This window comes from Lysinibacillus sp. PWR01 (assembly GCF_043359455.1).
GTDB classification, from domain to species: Bacteria; Bacillota; Bacilli; order Bacillales_A; family Planococcaceae; genus Lysinibacillus; species Lysinibacillus fusiformis_F.
The window spans coordinates 12,867-29,693 of the sequence record NZ_JBHERJ010000082.1; the positions used below are offsets into that span (position 1 = coordinate 12,867).

At 36.3% G+C, this 16,827-nt stretch carries 15 protein-coding genes; 6 read left to right on the top strand and 9 right to left on the bottom strand.

The window, feature by feature from the left end; translation table 11 throughout:
• Positions 1 to 2 precede the first annotated feature (2 nt).
• The gene (gene cyoE, locus ACEVFT_RS18370) at positions 3 to 920 is read right to left on the bottom strand and encodes a heme o synthase (protein WP_393950958.1); all 918 of its coding nucleotides are present in this window, start codon (positions 918 to 920) and stop codon (positions 3 to 5) included.
• A gap of 336 nt (positions 921 to 1,256) precedes the next feature.
• Here cyoE and ACEVFT_RS18375 point away from each other — a divergent pair, with 336 nt between their 5' ends.
• Positions 1,257 to 2,207 carry a COX15/CtaA family protein gene (locus ACEVFT_RS18375; protein WP_393950959.1) on the top strand — a complete coding sequence of 317 codons (951 nt, stop codon included), beginning with the start codon at positions 1,257 to 1,259 and terminating at the stop codon, positions 2,205 to 2,207.
• A 23-nt stretch (positions 2,208 to 2,230) separates the two neighbouring features.
• Here ACEVFT_RS18375 and ACEVFT_RS18380 read toward each other — a convergent pair whose 3' ends face one another.
• From ACEVFT_RS18380 to ACEVFT_RS18400, 5 genes are all read right to left on the bottom strand, one after another.
• Positions 2,231 to 2,419, bottom strand: coding sequence for a hypothetical protein (locus tag ACEVFT_RS18380; protein WP_342442630.1), 189 nt, complete (start codon positions 2,417 to 2,419; stop codon positions 2,231 to 2,233).
• The gene (locus ACEVFT_RS18385) at positions 2,412 to 3,032 is read right to left on the bottom strand and encodes a TetR/AcrR family transcriptional regulator (RefSeq protein WP_393950960.1); all 621 of its coding nucleotides are present in this window, start codon (positions 3,030 to 3,032) and stop codon (positions 2,412 to 2,414) included. The genes ACEVFT_RS18380 and ACEVFT_RS18385 overlap by 8 nt, the downstream gene beginning before the upstream one ends.
• 134 nt (positions 3,033 to 3,166) lie before the next feature.
• Positions 3,167 to 6,601 carry a pyruvate carboxylase gene (pyc, locus tag ACEVFT_RS18390; protein WP_205441742.1) on the bottom strand — a complete coding sequence of 1,145 codons (3,435 nt, stop codon included), beginning with the start codon at positions 6,599 to 6,601 and terminating at the stop codon, positions 3,167 to 3,169.
• A gap of 12 nt (positions 6,602 to 6,613) precedes the next feature.
• On the bottom strand, positions 6,614 to 7,795 hold the full coding sequence (locus tag ACEVFT_RS18395; protein ID WP_205441740.1) for an FtsW/RodA/SpoVE family cell cycle protein: 1,182 nt from the start codon (positions 7,793 to 7,795) through the stop codon (positions 6,614 to 6,616).
• A 60-nt stretch (positions 7,796 to 7,855) separates the two neighbouring features.
• On the bottom strand, positions 7,856 to 8,137 hold the full coding sequence (locus ACEVFT_RS18400; RefSeq protein WP_036125355.1) for an Fpa/YlaN family protein: 282 nt from the start codon (positions 8,135 to 8,137) through the stop codon (positions 7,856 to 7,858).
• Between the two features lie 182 nt (positions 8,138 to 8,319).
• On the opposite strand from ACEVFT_RS18400, the gene ACEVFT_RS18405 reads away from it, so the two are divergent.
• Positions 8,320 to 8,820, top strand: coding sequence for a peptidyl-prolyl cis-trans isomerase (locus ACEVFT_RS18405; protein WP_205441738.1), 501 nt, complete (start codon positions 8,320 to 8,322; stop codon positions 8,818 to 8,820).
• 11 nt (positions 8,821 to 8,831) lie between these two features.
• A complete protein-coding gene (locus ACEVFT_RS18410) occupies positions 8,832 to 9,035 on the top strand; it encodes a YlaI family protein (protein WP_048394712.1) in 204 nt (67 codons plus the stop codon).
• A gap of 190 nt (positions 9,036 to 9,225) precedes the next feature.
• Here ACEVFT_RS18410 and ACEVFT_RS18415 read toward each other — a convergent pair whose 3' ends face one another.
• The 3 genes from ACEVFT_RS18415 to ACEVFT_RS18425 all read right to left on the bottom strand — a co-directional run bounded on the left by ACEVFT_RS18415 (position 9,226) and on the right by ACEVFT_RS18425 (position 13,822).
• Positions 9,226 to 10,953, bottom strand: coding sequence for an ABC transporter ATP-binding protein (locus tag ACEVFT_RS18415; RefSeq protein ID WP_393950961.1), 1,728 nt, complete (start codon positions 10,951 to 10,953; stop codon positions 9,226 to 9,228).
• Positions 10,946 to 12,691: an ABC transporter ATP-binding protein gene (locus ACEVFT_RS18420; RefSeq protein WP_393950962.1), complete on the bottom strand. Its 1,746-nt coding sequence runs from the start codon at positions 12,689 to 12,691 to the stop codon at positions 10,946 to 10,948. The genes ACEVFT_RS18415 and ACEVFT_RS18420 overlap by 8 nt, the downstream gene beginning before the upstream one ends.
• A 153-nt stretch (positions 12,692 to 12,844) precedes the next feature.
• Positions 12,845 to 13,822 (bottom strand): helix-turn-helix domain-containing protein, encoded by a 978-nt coding sequence (locus ACEVFT_RS18425; RefSeq protein WP_393950963.1) that lies wholly within the window; start codon positions 13,820 to 13,822, stop codon positions 12,845 to 12,847.
• Positions 13,823 to 14,000: 178 nt separating this feature from the next.
• On the opposite strand from ACEVFT_RS18425, the gene ACEVFT_RS18430 reads away from it, so the two are divergent.
• The 3 genes from ACEVFT_RS18430 to ACEVFT_RS18440 are packed head-to-tail and all read left to right on the top strand — an operon-like array spanning position 14,001 to position 16,783.
• Positions 14,001 to 14,609 (top strand): MptD family putative ECF transporter S component, encoded by a 609-nt coding sequence (locus ACEVFT_RS18430; protein ID WP_205441725.1) that lies wholly within the window; start codon positions 14,001 to 14,003, stop codon positions 14,607 to 14,609.
• A 12-nt stretch (positions 14,610 to 14,621) separates the two neighbouring features.
• Entirely contained in the window at positions 14,622 to 15,290 is a 669-nt protein-coding gene (locus ACEVFT_RS18435) for an energy-coupling factor transporter transmembrane component T (protein ID WP_393950964.1), read from the top strand.
• A complete protein-coding gene (locus tag ACEVFT_RS18440) occupies positions 15,263 to 16,783 on the top strand; it encodes an ABC transporter ATP-binding protein (protein ID WP_393950965.1) in 1,521 nt (506 codons plus the stop codon). Before ACEVFT_RS18435 ends, ACEVFT_RS18440 begins: the two co-directional genes overlap by 28 nt.
• The last annotated feature ends 44 nt before the right edge of the window (positions 16,784 to 16,827 follow it).

Below are 16,827 nucleotides of genomic sequence, written 5' to 3' on the forward strand. Positions count from 1 at the left end.
CTTTAGCTAAACACCGCAAATATTATGATGGATACAAATAGTATGGTCATATGATTCAACGAATAAATAAACATTTTATTTGCCCATTTCATATCATCTTTTGTTGTAAAGCCTTTCAGAGCTAGTATTAACCAACCCAAGTTCAATGCAGTAGCAAGAGTTAAAAAGCCAATTCCAAGCTCTGTTAAAAGGAAAGGTAACGGTAATAATAAAAGAATCCAGAATAACATTGAGTACTTTGTACGTTTAAATCCCTTTATAACAGGTAGCATTGGTATTTTAGCTGCACGATATTCCTCAGTCCGTTTCATAGCAAGCGCATAAAAATGTGGTGGTTGCCATGCAAACATAATAAGGAATAAAGCTAGTGCTCCTGGACCTAACGCAGGCTCAACCGCTGCGAATCCAATAACAGGAGGAATAGCCCCCGAAATACTACCTACAACCGTGTTACTAACATGCTTCCTCTTCGACCACATTGAATACAGAACGACATAAGCAAATATTCCTACTAGTCCCCACATGCCGGCTGCAAACGATGCCGCAAATAACAAAATTTCACCTACAATTAAAAATGAGAGGGCAATGGTCAACACAAAGTTTGGCTTAAATCTGCCTGTCACTGTCGGTCTTGCTTTTGTTCTTTTCATGATAGGATCTATATCCTGATCAATGAAGTTATTCATTGCACCTGAGCCACCAATGATTAATGCCGCACCCAGCATGGTGTAAAATATGACATCAAGCTCTTGCAAGAAATGTCCACCAGTAAACTGAAAAGCCAGCCACATCCCTGTAAACGTTGTGACAAGATTCGAGTTAACGATTCCAATTTTTATTAGTGCTAAGAAATCTTTTACAACAGATGTTGTTTCTGGACCAGTATTTCTAGTAGCCGCCAGTGTACGACCGTTTGACATAATACCTCTCCTTTCATTTTTGTAAGCATATTCCGCTAACAATAACTATAGCGAAATTTGCGATTGATTTCTAGACATTAAGTGAAATTTAGATGAAGTTGTAAAAATTAGTTTTGTCTAGAAATATAATTAAAAACAACATATCTATAGTAAAACATTTTCTAAAATGAATTGTGAAGGTTAAAGCACGAAATTATGAACAATTTGTGAAATGGAATCGACATCTAGTAGTCCCTTCTCTTTACAAGTTGTTTTTTATACGTATTTTCGATATTATCTAGTAGCAGAAACATTACGTTCTTGTAATGTTGATAGATAAAGTAGGTGACTCATTTTATGCAACACAACAGGTATTTGAAATGGTTTGCTGTTGCCGCTACAGTAGGGATGCTCCTTATATTATTAGGTGGGGCTCTCGTTACAAAAACAGATAGTGGCCTAGGCTGTGGTCGAAACTGGCCTGATTGTAATGGATCTCTTATTCCAAAGGAGATTACACCAGAAGTCCTTATTGAATTCTCACATCGTCTTGTAACTGGAGTCGTATCTATTTCAATTCTTGTGTTAACCATTTGGACATGGCGTAAACTCGGACATATTCGTGAAGTAAAGCTATTAGGTTTCTTAGCAATGTTTTTCTTAATCGCGCAAGCTCTTATTGGAGCAGCTCAAGTATTATGGGGGCAAGGTGATTTCATCTTAGCACTTCATTTTGGGATATCTCTTATTTCCTTTGCTGCGGTTCTTCTTCTTTCTATGATTGTATTTGAAGTCGATCGGAAATTTGATGCTGATAACGTATTTATTGGTAAAAAGTTACGTTGGCATACAATTGCTGTCACAATTTATTCTTATTTAGTCGTTTATACAGGGGCGTTAGTTCGTCATACAGATTCGAGCTTAATTTGTCCTGATTGGCCATTTTGCTATAATGAAACACCTTTCGCACCGCCGAATAACATGTACGAATGGGTGCAAATGGGACATCGATTAGCTGTTCTTATTATTTTCATTTGGATTGCATACATAACTTGGCACGCTGTGAAAGAGTATAAAAACCAACGTGTTATTTACTATGGATGGGTAATTGCCTTTACTATAGTAGTTTTACAAGTGATTGCTGGTATGTTAGTAGTCCTAACTAAACTGAATTTAACGGTCGCTTTACTGCATTCATTATTTATTTCCCTTTTATTCGGTTTATTATGTTACATGATCATGCTAGTTGCTCGAAGTAATTATAATGAAAAAAGAAATAGCCCATTAAAAAAGATTCGCCACCAATGATGTGTCGAATCTTTTTTCTATGATTATTTTTGTTTCTTCATAGCCTCTGTCCCTATAATTCCTACAATTAAAATAATCATGGATACTAGTGCATAATCTTTAAAAAATGTTGTAAAGGGAATGTCGAAATATCGACAAATTAACGTTACAAGACGGCCCCCTAATAGAATTAAACCAATGACTAACATCCAGTTAAATAGTGCTTTAAGCATTTTTTGGCCCCTCTACTTTCATTGCTGTCCATATAATATTTGTTACTTCGTAACTATACTCCTCTGCTGCAATAGCAAGCGGTCCCCCTATTAGCATGTATTCACCAATAGCTCCTTGAATAACTTTTGCCATTACATTGATAGAGCTGACACTAAATGTCCCCTGTTTTTTACCCTCTTCTAAAATATTACATAATGCCATCAATAACGGATCTTCTTCTTCATCTGGCAGTTTATAGTAAGGGATATCTTCTGCCGTCCGAGCATTGAAGACAATTTCTAATAATGCTGCATTTTCCTTCGGGTGTGTCGCTTGATAAGCAATACTTGCCTCTATGAAGTTTGCTAATTGTGTAACAGGATTATTGGCAGTATATGTTTTTGTCAAAATAAAAGTTGTTGATTGATCAATTAGCGCTTGCAGACTTTGATTGATTAAATCTTGTCGATCTACAAAATGATAAGAAATTAATGCTGTGCTTATAGAAGCACGTTTAGCGATTTGTGCTAAACTCGCCTTCACATAACCAATTTCATCAAGGGTCGTTATCGTAGCTTCAATAATTTGCTGCTTTCTTGCTTCCTGAATAAAGGTATTTTTATTACGATCCATAGAACCTCCAATTGATTGATTGAACATTTTTTTGATTAACTAATCAAATCTTATATAATTTATCACTTAAACACAATAAAAAAAGGTTATGTAGATACTAATAAAAGTATCTAATAACCTTTTTTCACGACTATTTATTCAATTTCAATCAGTAAATCCCCTGTTGAAATCGCATCTCCTGCACTTGCATATACCTCTTTTACAATGCCGTCTTTTGGTGCTTGAACAGTTGTTTCCATTTTCATCGCTTCTGTAATTAATAGGTGATCGCCACGTTTAACTGGACTACCTTTAGAAACAACGACTTTCAACACAGTACCTGGCATTGTAGCACCGATTTGATTTGGATTGCTTGGATCGGCTTTTAATGCTAGATTGCCATCTACCTCAACAGTCATGTCTTGAATCACCAATTCACGCGATTGTCCATTGAGCTCAAAGTACAGGACACGTGTTCCATTGTGTTGCGGTTCCCCGATTGATACGAGTTTAATAATCAATGTTTTCCCTTTTTCGATTTCGACTTCAATAATTTCTCCAAGCTTTAAGCCATATAAGAATGTTGGTGTGTCGAGAACCGAAATATTGCCGAAGGATTCTGCCGTTTTTGCATACTCCTCAAAGACTTTTGGATAGAGAGCATAAGCCAGTACATCCTTTTTCGTTACAGGACGATTTAATTTCGTCTCTAGCACAGCCTCTAATTGATCAAACTGAATAGGCTCTAATAATTCTCCCGGACGAACGCTAATTGCTTCGCGATCTTTTAGCACTACTTGTTGTAATGCCTCTGGGAACCCGCCATGTGGCTGCCCAAGATAGCCTTGGAAAAATTCAATGACTGAATCTGGGAAGTCAATCGTTTGCCCTCTTGTTAATACCGTATTTTCGTCTAGATCATTTTGTACCATGAATAAAGCCATATCACCTACCACCTTGGAAGATGGTGTCACTTTGACAATATCACCAAATAGTAGATTTACACGGGAATACATACGCTTCACTTCTTCCCAACGATCACCAAGACCTACTGCTTTTGCTTGCTGCTGTAAGTTACTATATTGTCCACCAGGCATCTCATGCACATAAATTTCTGAATGTGGGCTGATCATGCCACTTTCGAAATCTTTATAGTATTTACGAACATCTTCCCAGTAGTACGATAATTTCTCCATAGAATCGATATCCGCACGTACCTCACGTTTACTGCCCTTCATCGCATAGTACAAGGAGTTTGCACTTGGCTGAGATGTTAAGCCCGCCATAGACCCAAGTGCTGTATCGATAATATCTACACCAGCTTCAATGGCTTTGGCATATAAGTAAATTCCATTGCCACTTGTGTCATGCGTATGCAAGTGAATTGGCAGACTTGTCGTCTCTTTTAACTCGGAAATTAAACGATAGGCCGCTTCTGGCTTCAGTAAACCAGCCATATCTTTAATAGCTAGAATATGTGCACCTGCTACCTCTAGCTCCTTCGCCATATCCTTATAATATTGCACAGAATATTTCGCACGACTATCATCCAAAATGTCACCTGTATAACAGATTGCTGCTTCGGCAATTTTTCCTGATTGACGCACCGCATCAATCGCTACTTCCATACCTTTAATCCAGTTTAAGCTATCGAAAATACGGAATACATCAATACCTGATGAAGCTGATTCCGCGATAAATTCACGAATTAGATTGTCAGGATAGTTTGTATAACCAACAGCATTAGCTCCACGTAGTAACATCTGGAATAACACATTTGGCACTTGTTCACGCAGCTTCGCTAGGCGCTCCCACGGGTCCTCTTTCAGGAAACGATAGGCTACGTCAAATGTTGCCCCGCCCCACATTTCCAGCGAGAATAATTGATGCATCATACGTGCTGTCGCATCGGCAATTTGGTACATATCTTGCGAACGAACACGTGTAGCGAGTAATGATTGATGCGCATCACGGAATGTTGTATCTGTTAGTAGTACATCGTCTTGTGCTAAAATCCACTGCACCAAGCCATCTGCCCCTTGTGTATCTAAAATCTGCTTCGTACCTGCTGGTGGTACAATTAAAGGATCGATTTTAGGTTGGTTCGGCTGCACAAAAATGGGCTTTGACTTCTTTTCTACTCCTGGGAAGCCATTTAATGTCACGTTTCCGATATAACTTAATAGCTTTGTCCCACGGTCTTGACGAACAGGGAACTCGAAAAGCTCTGGCGTTGTATCAATAAAGCTTGTATCAAAGGCACCTGATATAAATTTCTCATGTGTAACGACATTGTTTAAAAATGGGATATTCGTTTTGACACCACGAATACGGAATTCTTTCAAATTACGATCCATTTTCGCAGCAGCTTCTTTAAAGTTCATGCCCGATGTCGAAATTTTCACTAATAGAGAATCATAATAAGGTGTTACGACAGCACCTTGGAATCCATTCCCGGCATCTAAACGTACTCCAAAACCGCCACTAGAACGGTAAACCATTAATTTTCCTGTATCTGGCATAAAGTCATTTGCAGGGTCTTCTGTTGTCACACGAGCCTGAATGGCATAGCCAATCATTGGCATATCTTCTTGCTTTGGCATATGAATTTCTTCACTGTGTAGTCCATAGCCTGCCGCTACCTTAATTTGGGCATGGACGATATCTACACCTGTAATCATTTCTGTAATCGTATGTTCTACTTGAATGCGAGGGTTTACCTCGATGAAATAAAAATCGTCTCCTGCGACTAAAAATTCCACTGTCCCTGCATTTATGTACGAGACATTCTTCATTAATTTCACAGCAGCATCACAAATACGATTTCTTAACTCCTCCGAAATCGAATGAGATGGCGCAATTTCCACCACTTTTTGGTGACGACGCTGGATCGAGCAATCACGCTCATATAAATGCACAATATTGCCGTGTTGATCACCAATAATCTGTACTTCAATATGTTTTGGTTTTATGATGGCCTTCTCTACATACACTTCATCAGAACCAAAAGCAGCCTTTGCTTCTGATTTTGCTCTTTCATAAGAAGAAGCAAGATCCTCTGGCGTATGGACAAGACGCATCCCACGACCACCACCGCCAAGTGCCGCCTTAATCATAACTGGATAGCCATAATTGCTAGCAAACGTCTCTACCTCTGCTAGATTAGCTACAGGGCCGTCTGTACCTGGTATAACAGGAATCTCAGCCGCAATGGCTTGTGAACGTGCTTTGACTTTATCTCCAAACATATCTAAATGCTGAGAAGTTGGCCCGATAAAGACAATGCCCTCTTCCTCACAGCGACGTGCAAATTCCACGTTTTCAGATAAAAAACCATACCCTGGATGAATCGCATCAACATCTGCATCTTTTGCGATGGCAATAATACCTTCAATATCTAAATAAGCATCAATTGGTTTCTTGCCCGCTCCCACTAAATAAGCTTCATCTGCTTTAAAGCGATGAAAAGCACCACTATCCTCTCTTGAATAGATGGCAACAGTTTGGATATTCAGCTCCGTACAAGCACGGAAAATACGAATTGCAATTTCTCCTCGATTGGCTACGAGAATTTTGTTGATTGATTCCATAGGTATCCCCCTTTATGATTGTGTTTTTTTCCTCTCTACCTTTTCAAACATAGAAACATTGATTAATATCCCCATCGCTAAAGATAGAATGATTATAGATGTACCGCCATAGCTTATAAAAGGTAACGTTACACCGGTTAACGGGATTAACCCGGTTACACCCCCAAGATTAATAAACGATTGCCAGCCTATCCAGCTCGCAATGCCGGCCGCAATCATGCGTGCCAATGGATCTTTTGTCCGTAATGCAATAGAAAAACCTTTATATACAATAAATCCTAGACCACATAAGACAATTAAAACGCCCCAAATCCCTAGCTCTTCCATAATAATTGCCATAATAAAATCTGTTTGTGGTTCAGGTAAGTATCCTAATTTTTGAATGGATTGACCAAGGCCACGTCCTTCTAAGCCGCCACCGCCAATGGCATAATAACTATTCACCACTTGGTGACCACTACCATCCTCATACTCAAACGGATTTAAGTAAGACAATATCCGTCCTTTTCGATTTCCTGTTAGTAGCTCTCCCTTAAATAACCAGAGAATACCAAGAATAGCTGTACCAAATGCACCTAACACACCAAAAAATTTCCAAAATGTTTTAAACGGAATACCACTAGAAGCTACAACTGAAACGGCAATTCCGCATAGAATAATTACTGCTCCTAAGTCTGTTTCAAAGGCTACCCCAGCAACCACTAAAATCCATAGAAAAATTGGGTAAAAAATTTCAGTAGGTTGTAGCTTTTCAAATGTATATTTTTGCGCTTTTCGATAAAAAGCAGCTGCAAAATATAAAATTATAAATAGTTTCGCATACTCTGAAGGCTGAAAATTCCCTAATCCTGGAATAGCAATCCAACTTTGAGAGCCTACTTCATCTGCCCCATGACCAAACAATTTTAACCATGTGAATAACACCGCCAATACGACCGTTAGCAATAACATAATGTTCTTATTCGCATAATGTTTGTATGGAAAAAAGGCCGCCACTATAAAACCGAGAAAAGCCACCATTAAATTGGTCACTTGCTTTTGATAAAAAAAATCAGGTGCTTGTTTTTTCTGTGCAATAGCAACCATCATACTTGAACTGTAAATCATTATTAACCCAAATAAACTTAATAATAGGACCGTAAAAAATAAGGGGTAATCAAAATTTTGTGCATAACGTTTTAAGTATTGTCTCATTGGAAAACCTCGTTCTAGTAAAAAAACTCAAAGCGCAAAGAAGCGTTTGAGTTTTTCTTTTTATTTGTCTGTATACGCGTCGTGTAGTACAGAAAGTTCCTTCTCGAGTGAATCGAGAATTTCTTTGCCCTTATCACGTTCAATCAATCCAAGCTTCACAGCAAAGTCAATTTCACGTGACAGGCCGAACATTTGTGTATCTAATACTTCCTCATATAAAGGGCATTGTGGCATTGTTAAATGATCCATTTGTACTCGAATAAGGCGAGCAATCTTATCTGCATCAGCAACTAATAGCTCCAAAGCCTTCTCTTGAAAAGAAGTTTGTGATTTCGTATCCATGAGGACGCCCCCATTATCTGATATTTCTTCGATTCTATCTTAATAAAGTTTATCTTTTAGTCGATAAAAATGCAAGTGTCTTCGTTGGAAAATAGAGAATTGGAATTATATTTCTTTATTATCTCTAGGTATTAGCGTTATACTATGTCATGGATATACAAGATTTGAGGAGGATTTCTATTATGGAAACAATAATTCCTATCACAGGTGCAGTCACATACCAACTAACATTAGATCCTACTGTGTGGATTTTCGATGATCGTAAATTAGATTTAAACACTTACTTCATTACTCAAGATATTGAGGAAGATGCCGACATCAAATATATGCGTGAAGTAGGAGCTCACTGGTCACGTGAAATTATGGAAGGGGCAACATTCCCACCTACATTAAAATCTGAGCGGAAATTTGACCGTAAAGGAATGGAAACAGGTACTTTTGGTATCGAATTAAGTCATTTCTTGAAGAATGCTGAAATTAAACAAGAAGCGACAAAAATCGTCTTAACTTGCAAAGATGGTCAAGAATATCCATTCACAATTGAAGAAGCTTATACACTTATTTTAAAATATAGCCAAGATGGTAAGCCCCTTTTAGAAGATGGGCCTATCCATGTATTACTAAGAGACGGTTCAAATATTGACAATCCTATTAAAAACGTATCAGCCATTCGTGCTGAATAGGAGGGAATGCAATGCGCGTTAAATGCGTTATTTGCGATACGATTCATAATTTAGATGATAATTTACCTTTAGCAAAAAAATTGCGTAATCGACCAATTCATACCTATATGTGCGATATTTGTCATGATCGCATTTCTGAAAATACGGTCGCACGAATGGAAACAGGCAATTTCCGTTTTTATCGTACTTCTCCACAGATGGATAAAGAATTTTAAATAAATCATGCTAATAACAAAATCATTCCGAGATATGAGTATTCTCGGAATGATTTTTTGCTTGATTAGGATATATACTAGGAACAGTATTAATTTGTAGTTAAGAGGTCAGGTTAACTTATTTTCGCTGATATCCCCTACTGTCTTACCATGAGTGTTACCTGGAGGATGAACTATTCTTAACGATAAATCAAGAAATTTTCCATCCTTTCGCCTCTAGCTGCTCATGATAAAGCTGAGCATAGCCTCCTTCTAATTTAATTAACTCATCATGTGTTCCTTGCTCAGCAATCTGTCCATCCTTTAACAATAAAATTTTATCTGCATTTTGAATCGTGTTTAATTTGTGTGCAATAACGACTACCGTCTTTCCTTGCATTAATTCATCAATGACCTCCTTTATCTCCATTTCATTATCGGGATCAAGCGATGCCGTTGCCTCATCCAACAAAATAATAGGTGCATCTTTTAAAAACGCTCTTGCTAGAGAGATTCGTTGTTTTTCGCCTCCAGATAAAGTTGAGCCTCCTTCACCAACGATTGTTTCATAACCTTGTTCCATTGCCATAATGAAATCATGGCAATTAGCTCGTTGACAGGCTATTTCCACTTCCCTACGTGTAGCCTGTGAATTACCAATTAAAACATTATTGTAAATGGAATCGTTCAATAAAAATGGATGTTGGAACATAATACTCATATTTTGTAGCAAATAATCAGGTGCTATGCGAGAAATCGTTTCTCCACCAATCATAATTTTCCCTGCATCAATATCCCAAAAGCGAGCTAGTACATTTAATATAGTGCTTTTACCAGAACCAGAAGTACCAATTAAAGCGACAGTAGATTTTGCAGGTATCGTAAAACTAATATCATTTAAAACCGCTTGCCCTTCTTCATAGGAAAACTTTACATTTTCAAAAACTATATCAAAATCTGTAAATGTGGGATTTTCCAATTCGTAAGTAGGCATCTCTTTTTTATATACAGATGCAACATAATTAACAGCTACGGACAACATTTTTATTTCAGTGTAAAACTGACTAAACGGTTTAAACATTGCGGATATACCTAACGAAATAATGATGAAAAGAACCATCGCTTGAGCGTCAATTGTCCCTCCTAATAGACTGTAGGAGCCTACTAGGAAAACAAGTGGTACGATACAGTCAATAATTATAAAAAATAAAAAATTAACGGGTACAAGCTGCAATTCGACTTTAATACTAACATCACGATATTTTTTTAAAGCATCATGCAAACGTTTAAAAGCCTCGCCTGTTTGATTATGAGCTCGAAATACTTTAATACCATCAATATATTCCATTACTCGCGACAACACTTCAGCCACAATATCTTTTTTATGTTCCCCATTTTTACGCCCTAAGTGACCAGCTAAGAGGAGCAGCGGAATCGATAACAGCACCATAATCAGCTGTGCCATAGCAAGTTGAGGATTAATGAAAAATGATACACTTAAAATATAAGTAGTGATCATTGTAATTTTTAAAATATCGCCTATTAAGTGCGTAATAACCCGTTCGATATCACTCATATTTCCTGTACAAATATTAATCAGTTTGCCAATGCTTTGTTTTGAGAAATAACCTAGAGGTAAGGATTTTAAATGGTTGGATACGTTGATACGTGCATCACGAATAAGTATGGAACCTCTTAACTGATACAAATATTGAGAAAAACCAATGAATACAACACGGATGACAAAGCTGCCTATCAGCATCATGAATGCAAGTTTCAAGACATCAGAGGTAAAACTTCCTTGAACAATATTTACAATGACATAATACAGTGCTCCATACATAGTAGCGGTGCCAAATGTATCTAAAATAGATAATCCAATAGGTAGATACATGCGCTTCAATTGTCCTTTAAAGATGAGCTGTAAGTTGCTAAACATTGAGTGATACCCCCTTCTCATACTTAGTATAGCTTTGCCACATCTGATAATATCTACCTTGCTTGTTCATTAATTGGGCATGTGCACCATACTCAATAATCTCTCCCTCATCAAACACATAAATAATATCTGCTTCTTTAATCGTATGTAAACGATGGGCTATAATAATGGTCATTTTTTCTTTTAATAAATGATCAAGGGCTCTTTGTATTTTCCTTTCGTTCTCTATATCTGAATGTGAGGTTGCTTCATCTAAAATAACAATAGGAGCGTCCTTCAATAGGGCTCTAGCAATCGCAATTCTCTGTTTTTGTCCTCCACTAACTTTGATACCTGCCTCACCAAGCTTCGTCTGATAGCCGTTTGGTAAAGAAACGATAAAATCATGAATTTCTGCATTACGGCATACGTGCTCTACTTGCTCTATAGAATAGTTTTGACCCATAATGATATTCTCATAAATTGTATCCTCAGATAAAAAAGTATCTTGAAAAACAAAGGATATTAAATTCATTAAGTTGTGTTGAGCAATCGTTTGTATTGGCTGACCATTAATACAAATCTCGCCCTCTTCTGCGTCAAAAAATCTAGCTGCCAGTTCAGCTGCAGTCGTTTTACCTGCACCTGATGGACCAACAAAGGCAATTTTTTGTCCCTTTTTAAGCTGGAGTGAAATATCTTTTAGTACATACTTTGTATCATACTTAAATGATACATTTTGAAAGGATAATGAACGTACTTCTTTCGACTGTATACTGATTGCTCCCCGTGGCTGAGAAGGTACAAGCCAAATATCCTGAATACGAGATACCCCCTCCAATGTCATCGCTAATGTGCCTCCAAAATCAAGCAATTGTTTGAGCGAAGATAAAAAAGTCATACTCATTACAACAATTAACAAAAAGGCACTAGGTTCAAGCGTCCCATGTAAAACTCGTATGCCTCCAACAGGAATAATAAACACTAAAGCAGATTCTGTTAAAACAACAAACAAAGCATAGTAAGGAGATTGCTCACGATTGATAGATGCCCACATCAATTGGTATTCTTCAATCGCTGTTCGCAACTTTTTAAAGGAGGAGCCAGCAATATTAAACGCTTTAAAAACAGCCATTCCTCGAATATATTCAACAAAAGAGGCATTCATATTTTCTAAATGAGTATGATAATTTTGCATACGACTATCAAAGTTTTTAAACATTATTATTTGTAGTAAAAAACTTAACCCTAATGGTATTAAAAGGATTAAGCTCAGCTTCCAGTCAATCGTCATTAAATAAATAAAAATAACAAGCGGTGCCATTATGGCGGCTGCAAAATCCGGCAATTGATGGGCCAATGAGTTTTCTATTTTTTCAATATCCTCATTGATAGATTTCTTTAATTCGCCTGAATTTTTCTTAGAAAAATAGCCTAAAGGCAAAGTTGCTAGATGATTGATTGTTTTAATCCGTAACTGATACAGCACGCTAAAAGCCGCAATATGTGAAAACGTTCCTGATACTCCTAAAAGAACAAAGCGCACAACAACAATCACTGCAGTCCATATTGACCATACTTTAATGTGCTCATAATTAGGTTCAGGCTGTAATAACTCATTTAAAATAAAATAGCCCACTAAAAAAGGTGCATATGTTAGTAATGTACTCAGGACACTAAATAGTGCTGCTAAATATAATTTCCCATGCTCCTCTTTAGCCTCTCGCCAAAGAAAAGTGAGATTAGATTTCTTCTGCATACAGTTATGCGCCTCCAATGTAAAAGTATTATGCATAGTCTAATTGATAATGGTTTTCGATTACCACTCTAAAAAATAAAAAAACAATCCAAAAAGCTGCCCATTTAACAACAAGTTAAAATGGACAGCTTTCGTTTTGTTCAAAGACATGTGTTATTTTTTAAATTTTTTTCGATACTGTAATGGCGTCTCTAAATAAGTACGTTTAAAAATGGTCGTAAACTTGCTCGGATTATCATAACCAACCTCTAATGCAATAGCCAATATAGGTATAGTTGTGTCTTGTAATAGTTCTGCAGCCTTTGCCATTCTTCTTTTTTGAATATAACGGTATACTGTGCAACCAACGATATTTTTAAAGCCCACTTGTAAATCAGCTAAAGCTATATGATATGTCTGAGCTAAAGCTTTTACTTGAAGAGATTTACAATAGTCCTTGTCAATTTGTTCCTTTATTTGATGAATTCTTGAATCGTGACAGCAAGCCAATGTATTTGTACATACACTACTAGAATTTTGATTAATACTATGTGTTAAAAATTCCAATGTTTTGGTCTTTATTAATAAATGGTTTAACATATTCTCTTCAAAATTTCCTAATAATTGTTTCGTTAACATTTGATGAATGGGTGTACTTTCTTGTTTATAAATATGACCATTTTCTGAAAAAATGGTCTGAACAAAATTTCTCCATTCCTCTAATATGTTTCCATTATCACTACATAGAGATTTACGCATCACTTCTATATCCATACAAACTGAAATACCTGTTAAATTCTCACAAATAAAATCATAATATGGCAGTGGTTTTGAAAAATTAAAAAATAGTAAATCATGTGGGCTAAAAACCATCCATTCATCACTATTCCTACAGCGCACTTTCCCTAGCCCCTCTACCAAAGAAGTAATTTCAATTAAGTGACATTGATGATAAGGAACTTTACCTGCTTCTACTTTATACGTACAATCTCGAAAAATAGATATTTCAATTCCTGGCTCTACCATACAACGCTGTAACAATCCACTACCACTGGGCTGTTGTATGACATATTGTGTACCTAGCCAAGTATGACATATATGCTTGACGTTAGTTGAATGAGCGTAACACTTAGATAAAATATTTTCACACATTTCGTACCTCCTAAATGATAATCACTCTCAATTATATAAAAGGAATCTGCATACTGCCAACTTTAAAAATGAATATATATTTTTTCTTTTGGAGCAATTTTCTTATGTAATGGGGTAGCTTACTTAATTGAGAAATATTATCATTTAGAAAAATAATTTAGAAGAGAGGTTATTAGGTATGAAGACGTCCAAATGGCAGGCAAAAGATTTGATTACAATTGGTTTGTATACTATTTTAATTTACATTATTCATAATGTAATTAGTATTATTTTAAGTCCGATCATGCTTTACATCTATCCTTACATGTCAGGTATTTGTTTATTCTTTTCAAGTATTGTGTATTTATTGATGGCAATTCGAGTAGGCAAAAAAGGTACTCTATTACTTATGGCTACAGTTACAGGCTTTATCTATACGTTGATGGGCGCACCACTGATGCTACCATTCTTTATAGTTGCAGGTATTGTTGGTGAATTGACTCTGTTAAGTGGTGATGGTACACAATATCGTCAAGTTAAAAGGCAGGCTGTTGCTTATGGAATTTACGGTATTTTATTTGGCTCTGGCGCCTTTGTTATGATTTATGTACTAGGAACTGAGTTTTTCGAAAGTATGAAATATACAAAATCCTTCATTGATCGTATTCTTGAATATGCTTATTCTCCACTTTGGATGGCATCTGGGCTTGCCGCTTCCTTTTTCTTATCCTGGTTAGGCTGTATGATTGCAAAAGGTATTTTAAGCAAGCATTTTGTAAAGGCCGGCTATATTAGCTATCAGTCCTAATGGTGATTGCATATGAAGTTTGATGCTCGTATACAATTTTTCATGTTATTACTTTGCAGTATCATTGCTCTATTTATCACTGTAGAAAGTACGATATTACTTATTTTACTTGCATTAATAACCTTATTATTACAGGGCTTATACACACATTTTTTTACTTGGCTTTTCATGGGAGGCTTAATCGGCATATTTTATTACTTAATCCAATTAAATCCGCAATCTATTTTTAATGTCTTTAGCTTTTTACTATTTATCTCAATCAAATTATTACCAGCACTTATCATTGCTTCATCTTTAAGCACGATACCTGTTGGAAAATTACTAGCCAGTCTACAAAAGTTAGCTATACCTAATAGCATACTTCTAACATTTACTGTTGCTTTACGCTTTTTTCCTATATTACGGATGGAATCAAAAATTATCAATGAACATGCCAAAATCAGAGGTATTTCCTATAAGCAGATAAAAAATTGGATAAAGCCAAAGCAATTATTTGAATATACAATCGTCCCTTTACTCATGAGAACAATTAAATTAGCAGATGATTTAAGTGCTGCAGCTACTACAAGGGGAATTGATGCACCAACAAAAAAAAGCAGCGTGTACGCTATACAATTTGGTTACTATGATTACCTTGCCATGCTACTACTATTATGCATGGTACTAATTCCATTTATTTAATAACGAAACAAAAGAACCATTACGAAAGGAAATTACAAGTGATTGCCTTAACAAATGTTAACTTTCAATATAATTCGGAAAACCCCTTGCTTAAAAATATATCTTTAACCATTAATGAAGGTGAATTTATCGTTTTAACTGGTCCTTCTGGGTCAGGAAAAACAACATTAAGCCGTATTATTAATGGCTTAATACCACATTTTTATGATGGTCAATTACATGGACAGGTTACAATTAACCATACATCTCTTTTAGATCTACCAATGTGGCATTTAAGCCAATGGGTGGGAAGTGTCTTTCAAGATCCTAAAGCACAATTTTTTACAGCTAATGTTTATAATGAGATTGCATTTGAGCTTGAAAATCATGGGATACACCAACAAACTATTGCTAGACGAGTTGAAGATGTCTGTGAGCAGATGACTTTAAACACGATAAAACATCAATCATTGCATTCACTTTCAAGTGGACAAAAGCAAAAGGTAGCCATAGCTGCAGCAACAGCGATAGAGCCACTAATTTATGTAATGGATGAACCCTCTGCTAATCTTGATTTACAGGCAACTAATATCCTACAAAATGAACTACTCCGCCTAAAAAAAAGTGGAAAAACCATCATTGTAGCTGAACATCGTCTGTACTACCTGATGTCTTTAGCGGATCGTATTATTTATATGGAAGATGGTCAAATTCAGCGGGAATATAGACCAGAGCAATTACTAGCATTATCTGCTCAACAATTGCAGCAATTTGGTTTACGTTCTCCCTCACTTACAAATGGATATAAAAAAACTATACCTTCTAGGGGTAAAGAGCCTGTCGTAACAAGTATGAATTTATGCGTTAGCTATAATAAGATTCAGGCTTTGGATTACCTACAATTACATTTACAAAGTGGTGAAGTATGTGCTCTAATTGGTCAGAACGGGGCAGGTAAAACAACACTTGCTCGTACTATAGCTGGACTTATTAAAGAAAAAAAAGGAGAAATCCGTATCCACGGTGATGTAAAAAATGCAAAGAAGCGTTTAGAGGATGTTTGGCTAGTTATGCAAGATACAGTTTATCAATTATTTACTGACAGTGTATGGAACGAGCTATTATTAAATAAACCATTAAGAGAAGAAACTTTAGAATATGCCGAAGATTTGCTAAAATCATTAAAACTATGGCACTTAAAGGACCAACATCCTGCAACACTTTCAGGCGGTGAAAAACAACGCCTTGTGTTGGCAATTGGCTTAATGCAACACGCCTCTATTTTCATCTTGGATGAGCCAACATCAGGATTAGATGGTTTTAATCTACAGCGTGTAATCGAGATTATTCAGCAACTTAAGGAAAGAAACTGCCATATTCTTGTTATTACCCATGATTATGAGCTTGTTGCAGGAGCATGTGATCGAATTATTAAATTACAATCTGGAAAAATTACGAATGACATTGCAACAGAGAACTTATCTTTTGAAGATACTGTACATATCATGCAATAGCAATTTTCCATAACGATAAAAGCGAGGAATCTCACAATGCTGAG